This is a genomic window from Duncaniella freteri (assembly GCF_004766125.1).
In the GTDB taxonomy this organism is placed as follows: Bacteria; Bacteroidota; Bacteroidia; order Bacteroidales; family Muribaculaceae; genus Duncaniella; species Duncaniella freteri.
Genome location: NZ_SJSA01000002.1, coordinates 759126 through 780386, shown reverse-complemented (window position 1 = coordinate 780386; position 21261 = coordinate 759126). Strand labels below are relative to the sequence as shown.

General features: G+C 47.4%; 18 protein-coding genes and 1 riboswitch. Of the genes, 13 read left to right on the top strand and 5 right to left on the bottom strand.

What is annotated here, in order from left to right; genetic code table 11:
• Positions 1-64: 64 nt before the first annotated feature.
• From EZ315_RS13470 to EZ315_RS13460, 3 genes are read left to right on the top strand one after another with little or no spacing between them, the layout of a single operon-like run.
• Positions 65-892, top strand: coding sequence for an alpha/beta fold hydrolase (locus EZ315_RS13470; RefSeq protein ID WP_135472545.1), 828 nt, complete (start codon positions 65-67; stop codon positions 890-892).
• Between the two features lie 34 nt (positions 893-926).
• On the top strand, positions 927-2531 hold the full coding sequence (locus tag EZ315_RS13465; protein WP_135472544.1) for a UDP-N-acetylmuramoyl-tripeptide--D-alanyl-D-alanine ligase: 1605 nt from the start codon (positions 927-929) through the stop codon (positions 2529-2531).
• Positions 2532-2587: 56 nt separating this feature from the next.
• Positions 2588-3775 (top strand): D-alanine--D-alanine ligase family protein, encoded by a 1188-nt coding sequence (locus EZ315_RS13460; protein ID WP_135472543.1) that lies wholly within the window; start codon positions 2588-2590, stop codon positions 3773-3775.
• Positions 3776-3811: 36 nt separating this feature from the next.
• Here EZ315_RS13460 and rlmH read toward each other — a convergent pair whose 3' ends face one another.
• Positions 3812-4285 (bottom strand): 23S rRNA (pseudouridine(1915)-N(3))-methyltransferase RlmH, encoded by a 474-nt coding sequence (gene rlmH, locus EZ315_RS13455; protein ID WP_135472542.1) that lies wholly within the window; start codon positions 4283-4285, stop codon positions 3812-3814.
• 22 nt (positions 4286-4307) lie between these two features.
• Here rlmH and nadC point away from each other — a divergent pair, with 22 nt between their 5' ends.
• On the top strand, positions 4308-5156 hold the full coding sequence (gene nadC / locus EZ315_RS13450) for a carboxylating nicotinate-nucleotide diphosphorylase (protein ID WP_135472541.1): 849 nt from the start codon (positions 4308-4310) through the stop codon (positions 5154-5156).
• A gap of 90 nt (positions 5157-5246) precedes the next feature.
• Here nadC and ligA read toward each other — a convergent pair whose 3' ends face one another.
• The 3 genes from ligA to EZ315_RS13435 all read right to left on the bottom strand — a co-directional run bounded on the left by ligA (position 5247) and on the right by EZ315_RS13435 (position 9435).
• Positions 5247-7265 carry an NAD-dependent DNA ligase LigA gene (ligA, locus tag EZ315_RS13445; protein WP_135472540.1) on the bottom strand — a complete coding sequence of 673 codons (2019 nt, stop codon included), beginning with the start codon at positions 7263-7265 and terminating at the stop codon, positions 5247-5249.
• Between the two features lie 75 nt (positions 7266-7340).
• Positions 7341-8849 carry a glutamine synthetase family protein gene (locus tag EZ315_RS13440; protein WP_370276555.1) on the bottom strand — a complete coding sequence of 503 codons (1509 nt, stop codon included), beginning with the start codon at positions 8847-8849 and terminating at the stop codon, positions 7341-7343.
• Between the two features lie 37 nt (positions 8850-8886).
• On the bottom strand, positions 8887-9435 hold the full coding sequence (locus EZ315_RS13435) for a YhcH/YjgK/YiaL family protein (protein WP_135472539.1): 549 nt from the start codon (positions 9433-9435) through the stop codon (positions 8887-8889).
• Positions 9436-9611: 176 nt separating this feature from the next.
• Between EZ315_RS13435 and EZ315_RS13430 the strand changes: the two genes are divergently transcribed.
• From EZ315_RS13430 to EZ315_RS13390, 9 genes are all read left to right on the top strand, one after another.
• Entirely contained in the window at positions 9612-11165 is a 1554-nt protein-coding gene (locus EZ315_RS13430) for a glycoside hydrolase family 28 protein (RefSeq protein ID WP_135472538.1), read from the top strand.
• 97 nt (positions 11166-11262) lie between these two features.
• A riboswitch (cobalamin riboswitch) is annotated at positions 11263-11443 on the top strand.
• 132 nt (positions 11444-11575) lie between these two features.
• Positions 11576-12508: a DUF4465 domain-containing protein gene (locus EZ315_RS13425; protein WP_135472537.1), complete on the top strand. Its 933-nt coding sequence runs from the start codon at positions 11576-11578 to the stop codon at positions 12506-12508.
• An 8-nt stretch (positions 12509-12516) separates the two neighbouring features.
• Positions 12517-14274, top strand: a complete 1758-nt coding sequence (locus EZ315_RS13420) for a PKD-like domain-containing protein (RefSeq protein ID WP_135472536.1) — start codon at positions 12517-12519, stop codon at positions 14272-14274.
• A complete protein-coding gene (locus EZ315_RS13415) occupies positions 14258-15325 on the top strand; it encodes a YncE family protein (RefSeq protein WP_135472535.1) in 1068 nt (355 codons plus the stop codon). The genes EZ315_RS13420 and EZ315_RS13415 overlap by 17 nt, the downstream gene beginning before the upstream one ends.
• Entirely contained in the window at positions 15322-17382 is a 2061-nt protein-coding gene (locus EZ315_RS13410; RefSeq protein ID WP_135472534.1) for a TonB-dependent receptor, read from the top strand. The genes EZ315_RS13415 and EZ315_RS13410 overlap by 4 nt, the downstream gene beginning before the upstream one ends.
• Positions 17379-18509 (top strand): ABC transporter substrate-binding protein, encoded by a 1131-nt coding sequence (locus EZ315_RS13405; protein WP_135472533.1) that lies wholly within the window; start codon positions 17379-17381, stop codon positions 18507-18509. Before EZ315_RS13410 ends, EZ315_RS13405 begins: the two co-directional genes overlap by 4 nt.
• A gap of 3 nt (positions 18510-18512) precedes the next feature.
• Positions 18513-19484 (top strand): iron ABC transporter permease, encoded by a 972-nt coding sequence (locus tag EZ315_RS13400; protein ID WP_135472532.1) that lies wholly within the window; start codon positions 18513-18515, stop codon positions 19482-19484.
• Positions 19481-20197 (top strand): ABC transporter ATP-binding protein, encoded by a 717-nt coding sequence (locus EZ315_RS13395; RefSeq protein WP_135472531.1) that lies wholly within the window; start codon positions 19481-19483, stop codon positions 20195-20197. Before EZ315_RS13400 ends, EZ315_RS13395 begins: the two co-directional genes overlap by 4 nt.
• A gap of 79 nt (positions 20198-20276) precedes the next feature.
• Complete coding sequence (locus EZ315_RS13390) at positions 20277-20711, top strand: DUF4293 family protein (protein WP_135472530.1); 435 nt, start codon at positions 20277-20279, stop codon at positions 20709-20711.
• Positions 20712-20810: 99 nt separating this feature from the next.
• Here EZ315_RS13390 and rd read toward each other — a convergent pair whose 3' ends face one another.
• Positions 20811-20975: a rubredoxin gene (gene rd, locus EZ315_RS13385; RefSeq protein ID WP_135472529.1), complete on the bottom strand. Its 165-nt coding sequence runs from the start codon at positions 20973-20975 to the stop codon at positions 20811-20813.
• Between the last annotated feature and the right edge of the window lie 286 nt (positions 20976-21261).

The following is a 21261-nucleotide window of genomic DNA, read 5'->3' as shown; positions in this document are numbered from 1 at the left end:
TCTAAACTCTGTACTCTATTTTTTTTGCATAACGTGGCGGATTTTTATAATTTTGTTGTCGATTATGGAAAAGGACATAACAATACGTTCATTGCGCTTCCATTATACCGACAACCGTCCCTCCGGAGGTCCTGCGGCGACCGTCGTGACATCTGACCGCGGTGTTTGGGAGCCGACCATCATCCTTATGCACGGATGGGGGTGTGACCACACCACTTTGGCTTCGGTGGAGAGTGTTGCTCTTAAGTCCGGATATCGCGTTGTCAATGTGGATTTTCAAGGGTTCGGCAAATCTGAAGAGCCTTGTGCGGTATGGGGGGTGGAGGATTACACCTGTGCCATGGAGGAATTCATCGAGGCTCTCGGCATCAGGAATCCTGTGCTGTTAGGTCACTCTTTCGGTGGACGTGTAGGCATTCTTTATGCCTCTCGTCATCCCGAGGTCAAGGCTATGATACTTGTGGATGCAGCCGGGATAAAGCCCAGACGTTCGTTCAGTTATTATCGGAAAGTGTATACTTTCAAGGCTATAAAGCGGATGATGTATCTCATATATGGCAAGTCAAAGGCTGAGCTGAAACTTGATGCACGCCGTGCCAAAGCCGGGTCGAGTGACTATGCCTCTGCTTCACCGATGATGCGTCGCATACTGTCACGTGTCGTTAATGAGGACCTTACTGACCGTCTTCCGCTCGTCAAGGTTCCTGTGCTGCTTGTATGGGGCGAGAATGACACAGCCACACCGCTGTCTGATGCCCGCACCATGGAGCGTCTGATACCCGATGCCGGACTTGTTTCGTTCCCGGGATGCGGTCATTACAGCTTCCTTGATAATCCGGTTCAATTCGCCGCAGTCCTGAGGAGTTTTCTTGGAGAGATTGCAAAAAAATAGTATAGATTTTAGTCATAAGTATTAAGGAAAAGACATGATAACAATCCTAAGCGCAATTGCTGCTCTTCTCGCCATAGCCTGTTTTTTCGTGGAGTTTAGGCGTGATCTTATGATGCTTCAGCAGAACTCCTACCGCAACGAACGTTACAGCCGTTGGCTGCGTGCTTCGCAGGACACCACCTCTGCCATGCGTCTTGTGAGTGGAGCTGTGGTTCTCGCATCAATGTCGACACTATCAGTGCCTGTAGTGTCGATGTCGCTTATAGCATTTGTCTCAGCCGTCAATGTTATTATCCTTGTCAGACGCAGGTACAAGAAGCCGCTTGTGATGACCAACAGGGCTTGGCGTATTTTCTCGGTGATGCTTATCCTTGCGGTTGTGATTGTTGTGTCGACCGGAATTGTAGGGTGGAAGTACGGTAAAGGATTCGAATATGCGGCAGTGGCATCGCTCTGTGTGTTCTGCTTCTCTCATCTTTTCTCAATGTCAGCCAACTGGCTTCTCAAGCCGGTGGAGAAGCATATCAACAACGGTTATTACAAGGATGCCGAACGGATTCTGCGCTCAATGCCTGACCTGAAGATAATAGGAGTGACAGGAAGTTACGGCAAGACTTCCACCAAGCATTATCTTAACAGGATACTCTCCGAGCATTTCGATGTCATGATGACTCCCGGAAGCTATAACACAACAATGGGTGTGATACGTACTGTGCGCGAATACCTGAAGCCTTACAACGAGGTGTTTATCGTTGAGATGGGTGCCAAGCAGATAGGGGATATCAAAGAGATTTGCGACCTTGTTCATCCTTCTGTGGGGATTGTGACAGCAGTCGGCGAGCAGCATCTTGAATCGTTCAAGAGCATAGAGAATGTGCAGCGTACCAAGTTTGAGCTTATTGACTCGCTCCCTTCCGACGGAGGTCTTGCTGTCATCAATGATGATTTCCCATATGTGGCAAATCGTCCGGTAAGCAATGTGGAGTGTGTGCGTTATGCAGTGTCCAATCCTGGTAATGCAGGTTATGTTGCCACTGACATCACTTATACACCTGCCGGGACGCAATTCACTGTAAGGACACCTCAGGGTGCGTCTCTGGAATTCTCCACGCGTCTGGTAGGGGAGTGCAACGTGAGCAATCTCCTTGCGGCAGTCATTGTCGCCATGCGTCTTGGTGTACCTGAGGATAAGATAAGATATGCTGTGGGACAGATAGAGCAAGTGGAACATCGCCTGAACATGAAACGTACCCCCGGAGGAGTCACCATTATTGACGACGCGTTCAATTCCAATCCCACCGGATCCTCAATGGCTCTCGATGTGCTCGCAATGATGACACAGGGAAGGCGTATTGTGGTCACTCCTGGTATGATTGAGCTTGGTGACAGGCAGGAGGAGCTGAACCGTAATTTCGGGCAAAAGATTGCTGCATCAGCTGACATTGCCATTGTCGTGGGTGAATACAACAGGGAAGCAATAGTCGACGGCATCAATGAAAGTAAAGAGAAAGATGCATCGTCGGCGACTGAGGTCCACACTGTTCCTACATTCCTTGACTCACAGAGTCTGTTGGGTTCCATTCTCCGTCCAGGTGACACGGTGCTTTATGAGAATGATCTTCCTGACACCTTCAAGTAGCTTAAATTTCCAAAGATAAATAAACATATAATCCTCAGCCATGGGCTGAATAAATTATGAAAACCAATATAGGAGTATTCTTCGGCGGCCGTTCCACCGAACATGAGATCTCGGTGATATCGGCATCGCAGGCAATGCACGCCATCAATCGTGACAAGTATGATGTCACACCTATATACATCTCCAAGCAGGGACGTTTCTACACAGGTGACGCTCTTTTTGATGTGGCTAATTATCGTGATATTCCATCGCTTCTTGCCAAGTGCACCCAGGTGTATATGGAGCCGTCATATGGCGATTACAATCTCTACCGGGTGAAGAAACCGATGTTCGGATCGGCTGTGCTTACCACGCTTGATGTTGTGATCCCTGTGCTTCATGGCTCCAACGTCGAGGATGGAATCTTTGAAGGGGTTCTTGAGACCATAGGTATTCCGTATGCAGGATGCAACACTCTTGCAAGTGCCAACGGTATGGATAAGATCACCATGAAGATGATTCTTCGGGAGTGTGGTGTCCCTGTGATCGATTATGTGTGGTTCACTGACAAGGAGTGGTTCAAGAAACGTGATGAGCTGATCGCCCGGATTGAAGATAAGATCGGTTATCCTGTAATTGTCAAGCCTGCCAATCTCGGATCGAGTGTGGGCATAGGTCGTGCTGCAAATCGCGAGCAGCTGATCGGGAAGATTGAGATTGCAGAGAAATATTCTTCACGTATCATTGTGGAGCATATGGTCGACAATCTTAAGGAAATCAACTGTTCGGTGCTCGGTGATTGTGACGAATATCGCTCATCTGTGCTCGAAGAGCCAATCAAGAGTGCTGAGATCCTCTCGTATGAGGACAAGTACATGGGCGGAACGAAGGGAGCCAAAGGTATGCAGGCATCGCAGAAACGTATCCCAGCCGATCTCCCAGCCGGGATGACCGAACGCATCCGCTTCCTTGCCGGTGAGACATTCCGAGTGCTCGGTTGCCATGGTGTGAGCAGGATTGACTTTATCATTGACGATGACACCAAGGAGATTTTTGTCAATGAGATAAACACTATTCCGGGGTCTCTTTCTTTCTATCTTTGGGAAGCTACAGGCTTGTCGTTTGATGCTCTTATGGATACACTTGTCAAGCTCGCTCTTAAGCGTAAGCGTGAGCAAGGGCAGAAAACCGTGAGCTACGACCAGAATATATTCTCCCTCTCCGGAGGCGTCAAAGGCGGAGTGAAAGGCGGGATAAAGAAATGACCTATGAAAGGCTTTCTCGCCTTTTATACCCACATGTCAGTCATGATGATACGGCTCTCCTCGCAGTATGGTCATTGCCCGGTACACTTGCTCGACAAAGAACAGCCTCACCATTTCGTGGGTGAATGTCATTCGTGAAAGCGACATTTTACTGTCAGCCCGGGAGTACACCTCCTGCGAGAATCCGTAAGGTCCGCCGATAACGAAAACGAGTCTTTTTAACCCCTGGTTCATTCGGCGGTCGATCATGGTGGCGAATTCCCTTGAAGTCATTTCAATGCCGCGCTCATCAAGCAGGCACACATGGTCGCCCGGTTGAAGTGAAGCCATTATTCCGGCTCCCTCCTTCTGTTTCTGGACCTCTTCTGTGATACCGCGGGTGGATTTCAGATCAGGTATGATGACAATGTCCATCGGTGCATACCGGTTCACTCGTTTGAGGAATTCGCTTGTGGCATCAGCGATATATTGTGTGGATGTCCTCCCCACAGCTATCAATACTATTTTCATGCTTCAAAGTTAATCAAAAAATATGAAAACAACCGACCAACTTATCGATGATCTGCTCACCTTGGCATTCGCCGAGGATGTGGGCGACGGTGATCACACTACTTTAAGCACTATCCCCGATACTGAGCGTGGAGTACAGCGTCTCATTGTGAAGGAAGAGGGCATAATCGCCGGTGTCGAAATAGCCCGAAAAGTGTTTGAGAAATTCGACCCAGAGCTTAATATGACAGTCTACATCAATGACGGTATGCATGTGAAGCCTGGCGATGTAGCATTTGAGGTGGAGGGCAAAGTGCGCTCGCTCCTTCAGACCGAGCGTGTGATGCTCAACATCATGCAGCGTATGAGCGGTATTGCCACCCAGACTGCAAAGTATCAGCAGCGTCTTGAGGGGTTAAAGACTAAAGTGCTTGACACTCGCAAGACCACTCCCGGTATGCGTATGCTCGAAAAGGAGGCTGTACGTATCGGCGGAGGATGCAACCACCGTATAGGCCTCTTTGACATGATTCTTATCAAGGATAATCATATTGACTTTGCCGGAGGCATTCCTCAGGCTGTGAAGGCGGCTAAGGATTATTGCAAGGCTAAGGGCAAGGATCTGAAAATTGAGGTAGAGGTGCGTAACACCGATGAGATCAACCAGGCTCTTGATGCTCAGGTCGATCGCATTATGCTTGATAATTTTACTCCTGAGCGTACTCTGGAAGCGGTGAAGCTTATCAATGGTCGCACCGAAGTGGAGTCGTCAGGAGGTATAACTCTCGACACTCTCCGTGAATATGGTGAATGTGGAGTGGACTTCATATCAGTGGGTGCCCTCACTCATTCTGTCAAGGGACTTGATATGAGCTTCAAGGCTGTGAAGTAATATTGTTTGATAAATAAAAGCCGTCAGCGGTATGGAATGGCTAACAGCCTTACCCCATACCGCTGACGCTTTATAATATATGTTGCCGTTTTATGCTTGGCCGATCATTTCAAGGAACTGGCTCTCGTTGATGATCGGGATTCCGAGCTTTTGGGCTTTTTCCAGTTTGGATGGACCCATATTGTCCCCGGCAAGTACATAGTCAGTCTTTTTTGAGATTGATCCTACGTTTTTGCCTCCGTTCTTTTCGATGAGTGCCTTATATTCATCCCTGGAATGCAATGCGAACACGCCGCTTATAACTATGCTCTTACCATCAAGGATTGTAGTGTGGTCGGAGGTATCCTCTTCAGGCATGCTCATCTGCACTCCTGCCTCACGCAGCCTTTCTACAAGTACACGGTTGGGTTGGTAGGCGAAATGCTCTATAATCGAGTCAGCGATTCGCGGTCCCACATCGTCGATGGCTATAAGCTCTTCCCGGCTCATTGACATGATGGCATCTATGTTCTTTGCGGCTCGCGCTACCTTTCTTGACAGGGTGGCTCCAACATAGGGGATTGACAAGGCATACAGCACACGGTCGAATGTGACTGATTTTGAGGCTTCCACTCCTTCAAGAATCCTGTCGGCAGTGCGCGGGCCCACTCGGTCCAGTTCCCTGAGAGCCGGTGTGGTCAGTGTATAGAAATCGGCTATGTCCTTTACAAGTCCTGCGTCATATAGCAGCGAACAGTTTTCGTCGCCGACGCCTTCGATATCCATCATATTGCGCCCCACGAAGTGCTCCAGACGGCCTATTATCTGTGGGCGGCACCCATATTTGTTAGGACACAGCCATGCGGCCTCTCCCGGAATTCTTATAAGCCGAGTGCCGCAGTCGGGGCAATGTGTCACAAATTCCACCGGTCTGCTTCCTGCTTCGCGGGCGTCTGTATCTACACCTGTGATCTTGGGGATTATCTCGCCGCCTTTTTCCACATATAGCATGTCATGCTCGTGGATGTCAAGGTTCTTGACTATGTCCTCGTTGTGGAGCGATGCGCGCTTTACTATTGTGCCTGATAGAAGGACCGGATCAAGATTTGCTACCGGAGTGATCACCCCCATACGTCCTACCTCAAACGACACCTCTCTGAGCCGTGTCTGGGCTCTCTCGGCGGCAAACTTGTAGGCTATGGCCCATCTTGGGGATTTGGCTGTGTATCCGAGATTGAGTTGCTGGCGCAGATTATTGACCTTGAACACAAGACCATCCGTTGCAACCGGAAGATTACGCCGTTCGATATCCCATCTGTTTATGAAGTCATCGACCTCCTGCGCGCTGTGTAGAAGAGTCATCACGTCGCTTACCTTGAAGCCCCATTCCCGTGCCTTAAGCATGTTTTCGTAATGGTTGTCGACAGGGAGTTCATCCGACAGCAGGTAGTAGAAGTAAGCGTCAAGCCCGCGTTTTGCAACGATTGATGAGTCGAGCATCTTGAGTGTCCCTGCGGCAGCGTTTCGCGGATTTGCGAAAAGAGGTTCTTCATTGAATGCGCGTTCCTCATTGAGCCTGTCAAACTCTTTCCAGGGGAGCACGATCTCGCCGCGTATCTCGAATGTCTCAGGCCAGTCACCGGTCGGAAGTACCAAAGGTATGCTTCGTATAGTCTTGACATTGAGAGTGACATCGTCACCTTTTTCTCCGTCGCCACGTGTCACGGCACGCACAAGTCTGCCATGTTCATAGGTAAGCGAGATGCTTGTGCCGTCATATTTCATCTCTCCCACCAGAGGGACCGACAGCAGTCCTCCCGAGTTTCCGAGCGAATCATTGCATCGGTCGATCCAGTCGTTCACCTCCTCCAGAGAATATGTGTTCCCGAGCGACAGCATGGGGCGTGAATGCGTTACCTGGGTGAATCCTTTGGAAAGGTCCGAGCCCACACGATGACTTGGTGACAGCGGATCATCGAGATCCGGATTGTCATGCTCAAGCTTTTCAAGCTCTTTCATGAGCATGTCATATTGGCGGTCATCTATCTCGGGCGCATTCTCTACATAATAGAGTCGGTTGTGGCGGTTGAGCTGTTCTCTCAGCTCTTTGATTCGTTCTGATGGGGTCATTAATGTTGTAATCTAAAAGGATGTGTCGCAATTGTATTGATCACGACACATCCATAATTTATACATGTAGTGTTATTATCCGCAGTGGAAATATTCTTTCACAAGAGATTTTACTTCTTCCGGGTTTTCCTTAAGGCGTTCAGCAAGATTCGAGTCATTGAAAGCCTTGAGCTTCTTTATTGTTGCGTCGATCATCGCAGGAGCGAACACTCCGCGGGCTTCGAAATACTCACGCATATCGTTGAGTCTGTCAGCTGACTCTACGCAGCATGTAGGAAGAGTGGTGAGCTTGTCGAGCTTTTTAGTATTTTCGGCGGCATGGATATTTACATCCACATATGTGTCATTTGCTACCTCCAGGGCATTATCCATCTCAAACCCTATGCGGGCAGCAACACAGAGAGAGGCGATGAGGGTATAGACATCTGCCGAGCAGTCGGGTGAACGCATTTCAAATGTCTGCTTCCCGTATGTCTCGATCTCGCAGGGGTCACCTGGATTGGTCTGTACACACATGTCCTTTCCTGAAGTCCATCCCAATGGGACGCGTACAAGGACAGAACGGTTTCTGTCGCCCCAGCATACCGCTGTGGGTGCTTCCTGGTGAGGCACAAGGCGGAGATAAGATGTGGGATTGCAATTGCCGAATGCGGTTATGGCGGGAGCCATCTTCATGAGCCCGGCTATTGCACGCTTTGCATCGTTGCTCAGGGTGCGTTCTGCTGTCTGTGTTACATTCTTGCCATCCTTCATCAGACGCATGTGGATATGGAATCCCGACCCTGCTTTACCGACTGATATCTTGGGTGCGAATGTCACTTCGAGCTCACGTTTTGCAGCAAGATTGCGGATCACCCATTTTGCAAGCATGAGCTGGTCGGCGGCACGCAATGCTGGTCCGGGAAGGAATTCTATCTCGTTCTGTTCATATATCATTCCGCCGAGAGTGAAATTGCCCACTTCGGAATGTCCGTATTTGATCTGACCACCGATGGATGCTATCGTGTGCATTGCCTCAACACGGAAGTCATTGAATTTGGCGAATGGAGCAGACTCATGATACCCCTTTTGGTCGGTGGCTGGGAATGAGCCAGGATCAGCTGATATGACATAGTATTCCAGTTCGCCCATGCACTCGAATTCCATTCCTGTGACCTCGGTGAACTCTTTGCAGGCACGTGCGAGCACTCCGCGTGAGTCACTGTCCATCGGGTTGCCGTCCTTATCGAAGAAGCTGCAAAGCATGGTGAGGGTAGGGATGGGGGAAAACGGATCGATGAATGCCGTAGAGTAGCGCGGTATCACGTACAGGTCACTGCGTGAAGCCTCGATGAAGGGGAACAGACTTGAGCCGTCGACCCTCTCGCCGGTGGAAAGGATTGTCTCAAGATATTCCATGGAATTCACTACGAAATTGAGTGTCTTCAAGCGTCCGTCGGCAGCAGGATACATGAAGTTGACCATCTCGATCCCGTTGTCACGTATATATTCTATGATGTCACTGCGTTTCCATGTCATAGGATCTCCGAGAGTCCGCACAAGAGGATTGCGGCTCATTTCAAATAGCTTATCTGATTGTGCCATACGTGTTTTAATTTTTAGTTATGTTTTTCATTTTGGTTTATTTGGCATATTCTATTTTACCTACCACCTTGCGGCTTGTTCCGGGATTTTCGGTTGTTGCTACTGATGGCTGGTGATTCTCCCCGGGGAAATAAAGAAAGAAGCGGTCAGGTTTGGAGGGCACGTAATCAATCTCGTCCTCGGTCCTGAAGAAAGTCCTGTCTTTTTCAGGATCATATTCGGTGATAGGGATAAGTGTGCTAGCCACTCCGTATACCTCATCTCCGTCAAATGTGTACTGGAGGTCTATAAAGTCATTGTGGGTCTCTATGCGTGTGTCCTGTGCCGGTTTGGGTGTGTATTCCATGATGTTGACCCAGCATTTGCCCTCCACGAGCACATGCTTGCCTGCGGGCAGACTGTTGAGGTCATTTTCTGCAAGGAATGTGAAGAGCTTGTCCCATAGCTCTTTGTTTGCGGCATACTGGTTTGCGAACTCTACAGCATTGACAGTACTGTCGGTATTTATATTCCATCCGTTGGCCCATTCACGGCTTTCTACCCAAGCCTGTGCTTCGGCAGGTGTGTACTTTTTGGCGTTTGACATGATATATGTTTAGGAGTTTTTTTGAATTATGTATTTGTTTTTTGAATATCACTATTTATGTCTTGACAAATATCAAGCTTGCTGCAAAGATAGTCAACTCGGCTGTATTTCCGTAAAGAAATCAGAAAAAATTCATCGATTTTTCTTACCTTTGTGGTGAGAATAACTGATACACCATGAAATTACCATCAACTATTGTTGCTTTCGCATTGACGATAATGCTTGGCAGCTCTGCGGCAAATGCCGGAAATTATGATGCTCTTTATGAGGGTTTGCAATTCGAGATGCCAAAGATTGACCGTCCCGTCTTTCCGTCAAGGGCTGTGTCGCTCACTGACTTCGGTGCTGTTGCCGACGGAGTGTCCCTCAACACTAAGGCTTTTGCCAATGCCATTGACTATCTTTCGTCAAGAGGCGGTGGAACCTTGAATGTCCCTGCTGGAGTGTGGCTCACAGGCCCTATTGTATTGAAATCGAATATCAATCTCCACCTTGACGGAGGGGCATTGATCACGTTTTCAGGTGACGACAGCCTTTATGAGACAAAGTATGTGGTCTATGAGGGGTTTGAGGCATGGCGCACCCAGTCGCCTATCACTGGTGAGAACCTTGAGAACATAGCCATAACAGGCGAGGGTGTCATTGACGGAAATGGAGGTATGTGGCGTCCGGTCAAGCGTGACAAGATGTCGGGTGCCGAATGGAAGAATCTCACAGCCAAAGGTGGCATTGTTGTGGATGACAGGACATGGTATCCTTCTCAGAGCTATATCGATGGCATGGAGTATAGCCAGAAGAGTGATCGCGACCGTGCCGCTCTCACTAAAGAGGAGGCTGCCAGGATCAAGCGTTATCTGCGCCCTGTGATGATACAGCTTGTGAAGTGCAGGAATGTGTTCCTTCAGGGAGTGACATTCCAGAACTCTCCGGCTTGGAATGTGCATCCTCTGATGTGTGAGAACCTCATTGTCGATGGGGTGTTCATCAAAAATCCGTTCTTTGCCCAGAACGGAGACGGACTTGATGTTGAGTCATGCCGAAATGTGATTATATATCGCTCAACCCTTGATGTGGGCGACGATGCCATATGTCTGAAGTCGGGCAAGGATGAGGCTGGCCGTAAGCGCGGAATACCTACAGAGAATGTGATTGTGCGTGATTGCCGTGTGTATCATGGTCATGGCGGATTTGTTGTAGGTAGCGAGATGTCGGGCGGTGTGACCAATGTCTCGGTTGCAGACTGCCAGTTTATTGGCACAGATGTAGGACTGCGCTTTAAAAGCACCCGCGGACGAGGAGGTGTAGTGAAGAACATATATATTGATAATGTAAATATGCTTGACATCTCTGGTGATGCGATTACTTTCGACCTTTATTATTGGGTGAAGAATGCACCTGCCGCCATTCCTCCTGTTGATGAGACCACTCCTCAGTTCCGTGATATATACATCAATGATGTCACATCGTTCCGCTCGGGCAAGGCGTTGAAGTTTAATGGTATCCCCGAGATGCCTATCGAGAATATTCATGTGACCAATTCGGTGTTTACTGCACGTGAGGGAGGACTGCTGTCAGAATCAAAGGGGATAGAGCTCAGGAATGTGACCATCCGTCCCGACGAGGGCCCTGCGATGACGGTCAATAATGTGACTGACGCCTCGTTAACCGATTGCAGTTTCATTTCTGAACCTTCAGTCGTATATACCGGCACCAACAAGAATGTGAAGTAGCATCCGGATACTGTATTAATGCATTATCCCACGGAGAAATATTCTCTGTGGGATTTTTTCTTGTTGAATTATTATGATAATCCAAAAAAATCACTAATTTTGCATCCGGTTTTGAAGTCAAGGGAATCCGGTGTGAATCCGGGACAGTACCCGCTGCTGTAAATCCGTCCGATCATATATGATCGGGTTGCCATGTATTAACCATTGCCTTTGAAAGTAAGGTGAGAAGGTTGGCGTACAGGATGAGTCAGAAAACCTGCTTCAGAAGTCTCAGATAAATTCAACCCTGCGGGATTACAGGTTGCTTATCTTTCAAGGATTCATCCTCGTATAAGATATGTTTCATGGTTCCGTTGGTCAGAACATAAATTAACCAATTTATCAACTTTCAAAAACAGTTCTAAGACCAAATGAAACTTAATTTCGGTTTTCTTATCTATGGTGCGGCTTTCCTGACAGCTGCAATGTTTACGGCATGTTCCGATGATGATGATCAGGTGCTTCCGGTATATACAATCACGACCGTTTCTTTTGACAAGGTTCCGGAATCAATGATTGCCGTGGATGAGTATGGCTCAAACTATTATTCTTCATATGATGGCGAACAGGTGAAATCCGGTTATATGGCACGAATAGGCGAGACCGATACCTATGTGCAGTTCCCTGTCAACTATCTGTGGCAGGAATGGGTCCCTGGCAATCCATGGATGTATGAATTCTACAATGGCGGATTTGTGGTATCTGATTTCACAAATATGACAGGAGCGGACTATACAAATCAGTGTAGTGTATACAATCAGTCCGGCGGACATAATGATGCTAACTTTATTGTGGCAAATGGATACTCGGTAGCTAATGGGTCTTCTGTTTCTTACGATAAGTGTGCGAAGATTTATCTTACAGACAAGACCGGGTATCAGGTTGTAGCCTCCGATCCTGACCAGCCTGTCAGTGGTGAGGCTCATTATGGCACATTTAATAGTGTTTGGGTATGTAATACCACCTATTCATATTTGGCAATGAAGGATGGCAATGGCATAGCCCATGCGCTTAAGGACGATAACGGATGGTTCAAGGTAGTGTTTGTCGCTATGGATAAGAACTGTAAGCCCACAGGTAAGACTGTCAGCTACTATCTTGCTAACTTTGATGCTTCCAAAACCAAAGAATCAGGGCTTGATAATGAGATTCGTACAGGCTGGAACAAGGTTGACCTGAGCGGTCTCGGTGATAACGTATGTACAGTTGCTATTGATTTTGAAGGCAGTGATGTCGGTGCTTATGGCATTAACACACCTGCGTATGTCGCACTCGATGATCTTGAAATAAAAGTTAACGAATAATTCTCAGTATGAAGAAGTTCTTGCTAATCATGCCTCTTTTGGCTATACTGCTCTCCTGTAATAAAGATGAGGCTATCTTTCAGGAAGCCTCACCTGTCATTGAGCTTGATAGTGAGGACGGATACTACATTGTAAAGGTGGGGGCTACTCTCAGGGTGTCCCCTGCCTATAAAAATGTAGATGAAGCTACCTTCACATGGGAATGTGAGGGTAGCATTATATCTGATAAGCCCCAGTTGGAATACATATTCGAGATCCCTGGGACATATTATATAAATTTGACAGTCAGGACATCAGCCGGAAAAGCCGAGGAGGATATAAGGGTTGATGTGGATGAGATGGCCCCACCTGTGATATCGATAGCTATCCCTGATGGTGGGCTGAATGTGATTGCAGGACGAGAATATGAAATCGTTCCTGATGTGCAGAATGCCGATGATGCCGTTTTTGTGTGGGCGATTGACGGAAAGACTGTGAGCGAGGAGAAGTCCTGTAGATTCCGTGAATCATCTGTTGGCAAATATAATCTCAAATTGACAGTAACCAATGATGATGGCAAAGCTGAAAAGACAATAGCAATAAATGTTGTGGACAGGATGCCGATTGATATCGTGCTCCCTTCATCAATGTTTTTTTCTGAAAATATAAAGAAGTATGTCAGTGAGGGTGAATCGATATGTCTCCGACCCTATCTGTCTGTGTCAGAAAATGTCACATGTCAGTGGAGCCTTGATGGAGTAGAGATATCTGATGCGACATCTGTATTGTATGATTTTAAGCCTGAAAGAGTAGGGGAATACACTCTTTCGTTTACAGCAAAATATTCCTCAGTTCTCTCAAAACATGATATTTCACGAAATATATCATCCACAGGCAATGATGAAGCTTCCATAGATATTCCGGTTGTATGCTGTAAGGAATCTGCCATGCGGCCTTATACATCGGCTTGCAGCCGCTATGCATGTAAGGTATATGAGTATGTGCCTGCCCCTGGGCAGTTCATTAATGAGAAGGCTTCAGGCTACGATGGGGTCACAACCCATGAATCAGCATGCAGGTATGCCCTCGGCCGACTCAATAAGGAGCAGAGCGTTTCTCTCGGAGCATGGGGCGGATATATCATTGTAGGCTTTGACCATAGTATTGAGAATAGGGGAGGTTATGATTTCTCCATCAAGGGTAATGCCATAGATACATCCAATGAGCCGGGTATAGTGTGGGTGATGCAGGATGTCAATGGCAATGGTCTGCCTGATGATGAATGGTATGAGCTGAAAGGCTCGGAATACGGTAAGGAGGAGACCTTACAGCAGTATGCTGTCACTTATTTCCGTCCGGGAGCCAATATGAACACACAATGGGTTGACAATCTTGGTGGCACAGGTGTGATCAGACGTATCAGTTCACAGCACCCTCAGGCTTTCTATTATCCGTTGTGGATTGAAAGCGACTCCTACACCCTGTATGGAACCCGACTCAAGGCGCGGACCGAGATCTCATCAGTGACTGGTCTGTGGTGCAATAATCCTTTCGGATGGGGGTATGCCGATAATCTTGGGGAAGATGTCACTGACAAGAACAACCCGGAGGCTGATGCCATAGCCAATTATTTCAGGATTTCCGATGCCGTCAGGCTTGATGGAAAGCCTGCCGATCTTAAGTTTATCGATTTTATAAAGGTACAGACCGGAGTAAATGCCTATGCCGGTCAGCTTGGCGAAAATTCCACTGAGGTATTCAGTTTCTGTGATGAGAATAATAAATAGATTAAGCGTTCTGCTCTGTGTGCCTTTATGCCTGACAGGGTGCATGAAGTGGGACTACTCTGACAGTCCCGAGGATTTCGATGCACCAGGCTCCGGTCTGTTCATACTGAATGAAGGTAACTTTCAGTATGGCAATGCTTCGCTTTCCTATTACGATCCGGAGACCGATAATGTGGAGAATGAGGTGTTTTTGCGGGCTAATGGCATGAAACTCGGTGATGTGGCACAGTCCATGACCGTCTATGATGACAAGGGGTGGATAGTGGTCAATAACAGTCATGTGGTGTTTGCAATCGATCTATCCTCTTTCAAGGAGATAGGTCGAATCGAGAATCTGACATCTCCGCGTTATATACATTTTGTTAGCGATGACAAGGCTTATGTGAGCCAGTTGTGGGACAATCGTATATTTATAGTTGACCCTCGCCGGTATGAGGTGACTGGGTATATCGAAGTCCCGGATATGGCAATGGGTAACGGTTCGACAGAACAGATGGTGCAGATTGGCAAGTATGTCTACTGCAATTGCTGGTCGTATCAGAACCGTATAATAAAAATTGATACTGAGAGCGATCGTGTGGTTGCATCCGTTACTGTCGGTGTTCAGCCAACATCATTGGCGGTTGACAGGTACGGACGGTTGTGGACTGTCACTGACGGTGGTTACGAGGATAGTCCTTATGGCTATGAAGCCCCATCGCTTTTCAGGATAGATCCGGAAGAATTTACAATAGAAAAAGAGTTTAAGTTCAGGCTTGGAAATTCTCCATGCGAACTTCAGACCAATGGTGACGGAAGCCTTCTCTATTGGGTGGATGATGATATATGGTGCATGGATGTCGACGCTGAGCGTCTTCCGGTGCGGCCGTTTCTTGAACGTCGTGACACGAAGTATTATGGTCTCACGGTGAGTCCGTCGACAGGAGATGTGTATGTTGCCGATGCGATCGATTACCAGCAGCAAGGCATGATATACCGCTACACTCCGGAAGGGGAACTTGCTGATGAATTTTATGTAGGTATAACCCCTGGTGCATTCTGTTGGAAATGAAACGTCTGTTGTATTTTATAATATTGTCGGCGGTGGCTTGTGGTGCATATGCACAGGCAGATGGGAATATCAGTCTGAGGCAGGTCACAGTGACGGCACGTAGGCCCATGAAGGAGATCGGTGTTCAAAAGACCCCGTTCGATTCCGCCATGCTGAAGGAGAATGTAGCCCTTTCTATGGCTGATGTACTTGCATTCAATTCTTCGGTTTTTGTGAAAAGCTACGGACGTGCCACGCTGTCCACAGTAGCTTTCCGGGGCACTTCTCCGAGTCACACTCAGGTGACGTGGAACGGAATGCGCATCAATAACCCTATGCTTGGAATGACCGATTTCTCTACTATTCCGGCCTATTTTATAGATCAGGCATCGCTGCTTCATGGCACATCGTCAGTCAATGAAACCGGAGGAGGGCTCGGAGGGCTTGTTCGTCTCGGAACACTTCCATATGTTCCTGAAGGATTCAATGCGCAGTATGTTCAGGGAATAGGTTCATTCAGCACTTTTGACGAGTTTCTCCGTGTGACTTATGGCAACGACCACTGGAGCAGTTCTACACGTGCGGTGTATTCGTCATCCCCCAACGATTATGAATATACTAACCATGACAAGAAGGTCAATATCTATGATGATGACCACAATATAGTGGGTCAGTATCATCCCAAGGAACGTAATCGTTCCGGATCGTTCAAGGATTTCCACATTTTGCAGGAGGTCTATTACAATACTCTCCGTGGTGATCGTTTTGGTGTGAACGCATGGTTCGTAAATTCCAATCGTGAGTTGCCTATGCTCACAACCGATTATGGTAAAGCCTCTGATTTCGAGAACAGGCAGCGAGAACACACATTCCGTGGCATACTATCCTGGGATCATAACCGAAGCAATTGGAGGACAGGTGTCAAAGGCGGGTATGTTCACACTTGGATGGGATATGATTACAAGCGGGAAGTGGCTCCTGACAATTGGGCTGTGATGACACGCTCACGCAGCAAGGTGAATACCATATATGGTCAGATTGATGGGGAATATAATCCTGCCAGACGCTGGTACTTCACTGCCAATGTATCTGCCCATCAGCATTTTGTGAGGAGCGAGGACAAGAATATAATACTTCAGGAAGGTGGCAATGGCATAGTCGGTTATGACAAGGGACGTATTGAGCTTTCAGGTGCTTTTTCTGCCAAGTGGCAGGCAACTGACCGTATAGGCATGTCGCTTGTGTTGCGTGAAGAGATGTTTGGTGAAAAGTGGGCACCCCTGACGCCGGCATTCTTTATTGACGGACTTGTGGCTCGGAGAGGTAATGTTATGCTTCGGGCATCTGTGTCACGCAATCATAAGTTCCCGACGCTTAATGATATGTATTTCCTTCCGGGTGGCAATCCCGATCTCAGGAGCGAGGAAGGATGGACCTATGATGCCGGAATGTCATTCGATATTGGTGGCGAGAGCCTTGAGAGCGGATCTCGGGCGATCGCATTGGGAGGAAGTGTCACATGGTTTGATTCTTATATCGACGACTGGATAATATGGTTGCCGACAACAAAGGGCTTTTTCTCTCCCAGAAATGTGAAGAAGGTGCATGCTTATGGTATCGAGGTCAAAGGCAATATGGCATTGCGTCCCGCAAAAGGATGGCTGATCGATCTGAATGGATCATATTCCTGGACTCCGTCGATTAATGAGGGTGAAAAAATGTCGCCTGCCGATATGTCGGTAGGTAGGCAGTTGCCATATGTCCCTAAGCATTCGGCGTCGGTCACCGGACGGCTGTCATGGCAGTCATGGAGCTTTCTGTATAAGTGGGCATACTATTCTGAGCGGTTCACTATGTCGAGCAATGATTACACTCTCACCGGGCATCTTCCCGATTATTTCATGAGTAATGTCTCTCTTGAAAAGGGGTTGTCGTTCAAGCCTCTTGACATGCAGTTGAAGCTTGCCGTCAATAATCTTTTCAATGAGGACTATATGTCGGTGCTTTCGCGTCCGATGCCTGGAATAAACTTTGAGTTCTTTATAGGGATAACACCTAAATTCAGGAAAAAGAAATGAGATCCTGTTCAGTCATATTGTTTCTGGCTCTTATTATGGTCGCCTGCGGTAATAGGCAGGAGAATATTAATGAGTTTGTTTCTGATGTGTACACCCCTGTATATGCCCGGGGATTTAGTATCAGTGGTGCTGAAGGGAAGCGTAGCACACTCCTTACGGTGTCGAATCCGTGGCAGGGGGCTGACAGTGTGGTGGTGAGTCTTTTTATATCTCGTGATGGAGAGCCGGTTCCTGATGGTTTTGAAGGACAGGTGATTTACGGAGATGCCGCTCGTGTTATCACCATGTCGTCAACACAGATAGCGATGCTTGATGCGATAGGGGAGAGCCGTAAGGTGGTCGGTGTGTCAGGGCTTGGTTTCATTTCCAGTCCTGGGATCAGAAGCCGCCGTGACAGCATTGGGGATGTGGGTTATGACAGCAATTTCAATTATGAGCTGATCATGTCGCTCGATCCTGACATTGTACTGCTGTATGGAGTCAATGGCGCAAGTCCTGTGGAGAGCAAGCTCAGGGAACTTGATATACCGTTTATCTATATTGGTGACTACCTTGAGTCGTCACCTCTTGGAAAAGCCGAATGGATGGTGGCTCTGGCTGAGATTGTCGGCAGGCGTGACGATGGGGAAAAACATTTCAAAGAAATTGCTCAGAGCTATAACTCACTGAAGGAACTGGTGTCAAATGCCGTTGAGGATGTCCCGAAAGTAATGCTTAATGCTCCCTATGGCGATACCTGGTTTATGCCTGCTGAGGATAACTATTCAGTTCAGCTTATCCGAGATGCCGGCGGAGAATATATATATGGTAGAAACAGGAGCGGGATTTCTGTGCCGATTGATATTGAGGAGGCTTACATGCTTTGTTCCGATGCGGACATTTGGCTCAATCCGGGAAGTGCCGGGACTCTTGCCGAACTTGCTGTCGCTTGCCCTAAGTTTACTGATACGGATTGTTTCAGGTCAGGGCATATCTTTAATAACACTCGGCGTTCTACTTCCGGAGGCGGGAATGACTATTATGAATCGGGAGTGGTGAATCCTGATATGGTGCTTCGTGATCTTGTGAAGATATTCCATCCCGGATTGGTTCATGAGGAATTTGTGTATCACAAACAGTTGAATTGACGTATGCAATCGCGCAATACATTATTGTTCATAGCTCTGATAGTCGCAGTCGTTTCACTGTTTTCAGTGGATATGATGGTCGGAGCTGTCAATATCCCGCTTTCGGAAGTGTGGAAGGCTCTGACCGGTGGCGATTGTCCCGAGTCTACGGTTAAAATAGTCCGGAACATAAGGCTTGTCAAGGCTTTTGTCGCCCTTCTTGCCGGAGCTGCATTATCGGTCAGCGGGTTGCAGATGCAGACATTGTTTCGTAACCCCTTGGCTGGTCCTTATGTCCTTGGTATAAGTTCCGGAGCGAGTCTTGGAGTCGCGTTGGTGGTGCTTGCAGGGTTTGGCTCATCGTTTGGAGTAGCAGGTGCAGCATGGGTCGGTTCGGCGGTAGTCCTGATGTTTATAGGGATAGCCGCCCGCCGCATCAAGGATATAATGGTGATATTGATTCTCGGCATGATGTTCTCATCGGGAGTAAGTGCCGTGGTACAGATATTGCAGTATCTCAGCCGGGACGAGGCTCTAAAGACATTTGTAATATGGACTATGGGGTCGCTTGGCGAAGTGACTGTAATGCAGCTCTGCATACTGTTCCCTTCGGTGCTTCTGGGACTTGTGCTCGCAGTGCTGTCCATAAAGCCTTTGAATATGCTGCTTTTCGGTGAGGACTATGCAGTGACTATGGGCTTGAATATCAGGCGTTCGCGCGGTATGATATTTATGTCGGCAACGCTTCTTGCCGGAACTGTGACCGCTTTTTGCGGTCCGATCGGTTTTATCGGACTGGCTATGCCTCATGTCACGAGAATGATGTTTGACAACAGTGATCATCGTGTGCTCATACCTGCCACCATGCTGTCGGGAGCCTCGGTTATGATAATCTGTGACATCATATCCAAGATGTTTACTCTTCCGGTAAATGCGATTACAGCTCTTCTCGGAGTGCCTGTCGTGGTATGGATTGTGTTAAGAAATAGAGTATGATTGAATTAAAGGACTTTTCCATAGGATACGGAGCTCGCCGATTGCTGTCTGATGTGTCGCTTTCGATCCCGGGAGGATGCCTCACTGCACTTGTTGGCCGTAACGGCACAGGCAAGTCGACGCTTCTGCGTTCCATTGCAGGGCTTAACCGAAATTATTCGGGCGACATACTTGTCGATGGCAATGTTCTGAACCATCTGCCGCCTCAGCGTCTCGCAAAGATGCTTGCATTTGTGAGTACCGAACGAACCCGCATACCCTACTTGAAATGCGAGGATGTCGTAGCAATAGGAAGGGCACCATACACTAATTGGATAGGACATATCCAGGATATGGACCGTGAGATTGTGGCAAAGGCATTGTCATTGGTCGGTATGGAGGCATATGCCGGACGCACTATGGACACAATGAGCGACGGTGAGTGCCAGCGAGTGATGATTGCGCGTGCATTGGCTCAGGATACATCTGTAATACTATTTGACGAGCCCACGTCATTTCTTGACATGCCGGGCAGGTATGAGCTATGCTCTCTGCTCGGAAGGCTTGCCCACGAAGAGGGAAAGTGCATATTTTTTTCCACTCATGAGCTTGATATCGCTTTGAAGATGTGTGATAAAGTGGCAGTGCTCGATTCTACATCACTGGAGATTTACGATGCCGGAGAATTGCGTGACAGTGGGCTTATAGAACAGATTTTTTCAATAAATCTCTAACTAATCGGCTTGGGGATTGTTAAAATTTTAGTACTTTTGATTAAAAATTAAGTCCAACAACTAAAATTAGAAAATTCTTATGCAGATTCAGAGAATTCAGACAGTCTATATCTTTCTGTCTATCATCGCGATGGCTGTATTTCTGATTGTTCCTTATGGCGAAATCGAAATCCTTTCGCAGAGCCCTGTCGTTACCGAGCCTCTTTACACTATGGCTGAGTATGGAATCCTCATACCTGTGTGTGCTATTATCATCCTACTGCTCATCGACATGTTTCTTTATCGTAATCTTCCGCTTCAGCGCACAGTGCTTGTCGTCAGCCTTATGCTCACGCTTGCGGTAATTGCGACAGTATGCTTCGCACTATTCAAGGAGGCGCGTGCCGAAGGAATTGAAGCCAATTTCAGTGTATGGGATATACTCCTGCCAATAGCGGCATTGCTTGAAATCCTCGGTGTGAAAGGGATAAATCATGATATAAAGCTGCTTAACTCCTACAACCGACTCAGATAATAACGAAATATATTAAAAAAAGATGGTCCGTACATTGAAAAATTGTACGGACCATCTTTTTATGTCTTGCGAGAACAATGTAGGAGAGAGGAGAAATGATTACTCGTCAACAGGGCTGAAATCATCTTTGCCGACGCCACACAATGGGCATGTCCAATCATCGGGTATATCTTCAAAGGCAGTTCCGGCAGGAATGCCGCTTTCAGGGTCTCCGTTTGCAGGGTCATATACATATTCGCAAACATTACAGATGTACTTTTTCATATCAGACTTTTTTAATTTCTAAATTAGTTAATTCATAATCAAGAACAACGTATCAGGAAATATTGTTCAGGCCAACCTGACATGTGAATGATAAAAATAAAGTCATCCATATTGCTTGAGACATCTCTGCTTTATTTTTAATATGGATATTTCCCTTCAAATATCTTCAAATCTCTTGGCAAGAGATACTTAATTTCAGTGACAAAAGTAACTAATAAGTTTGAACTGAGCAAATTTACTCCGGTTAATTTAATGAGGTATATTCCAGTGTAAAAGTGATAAAGAT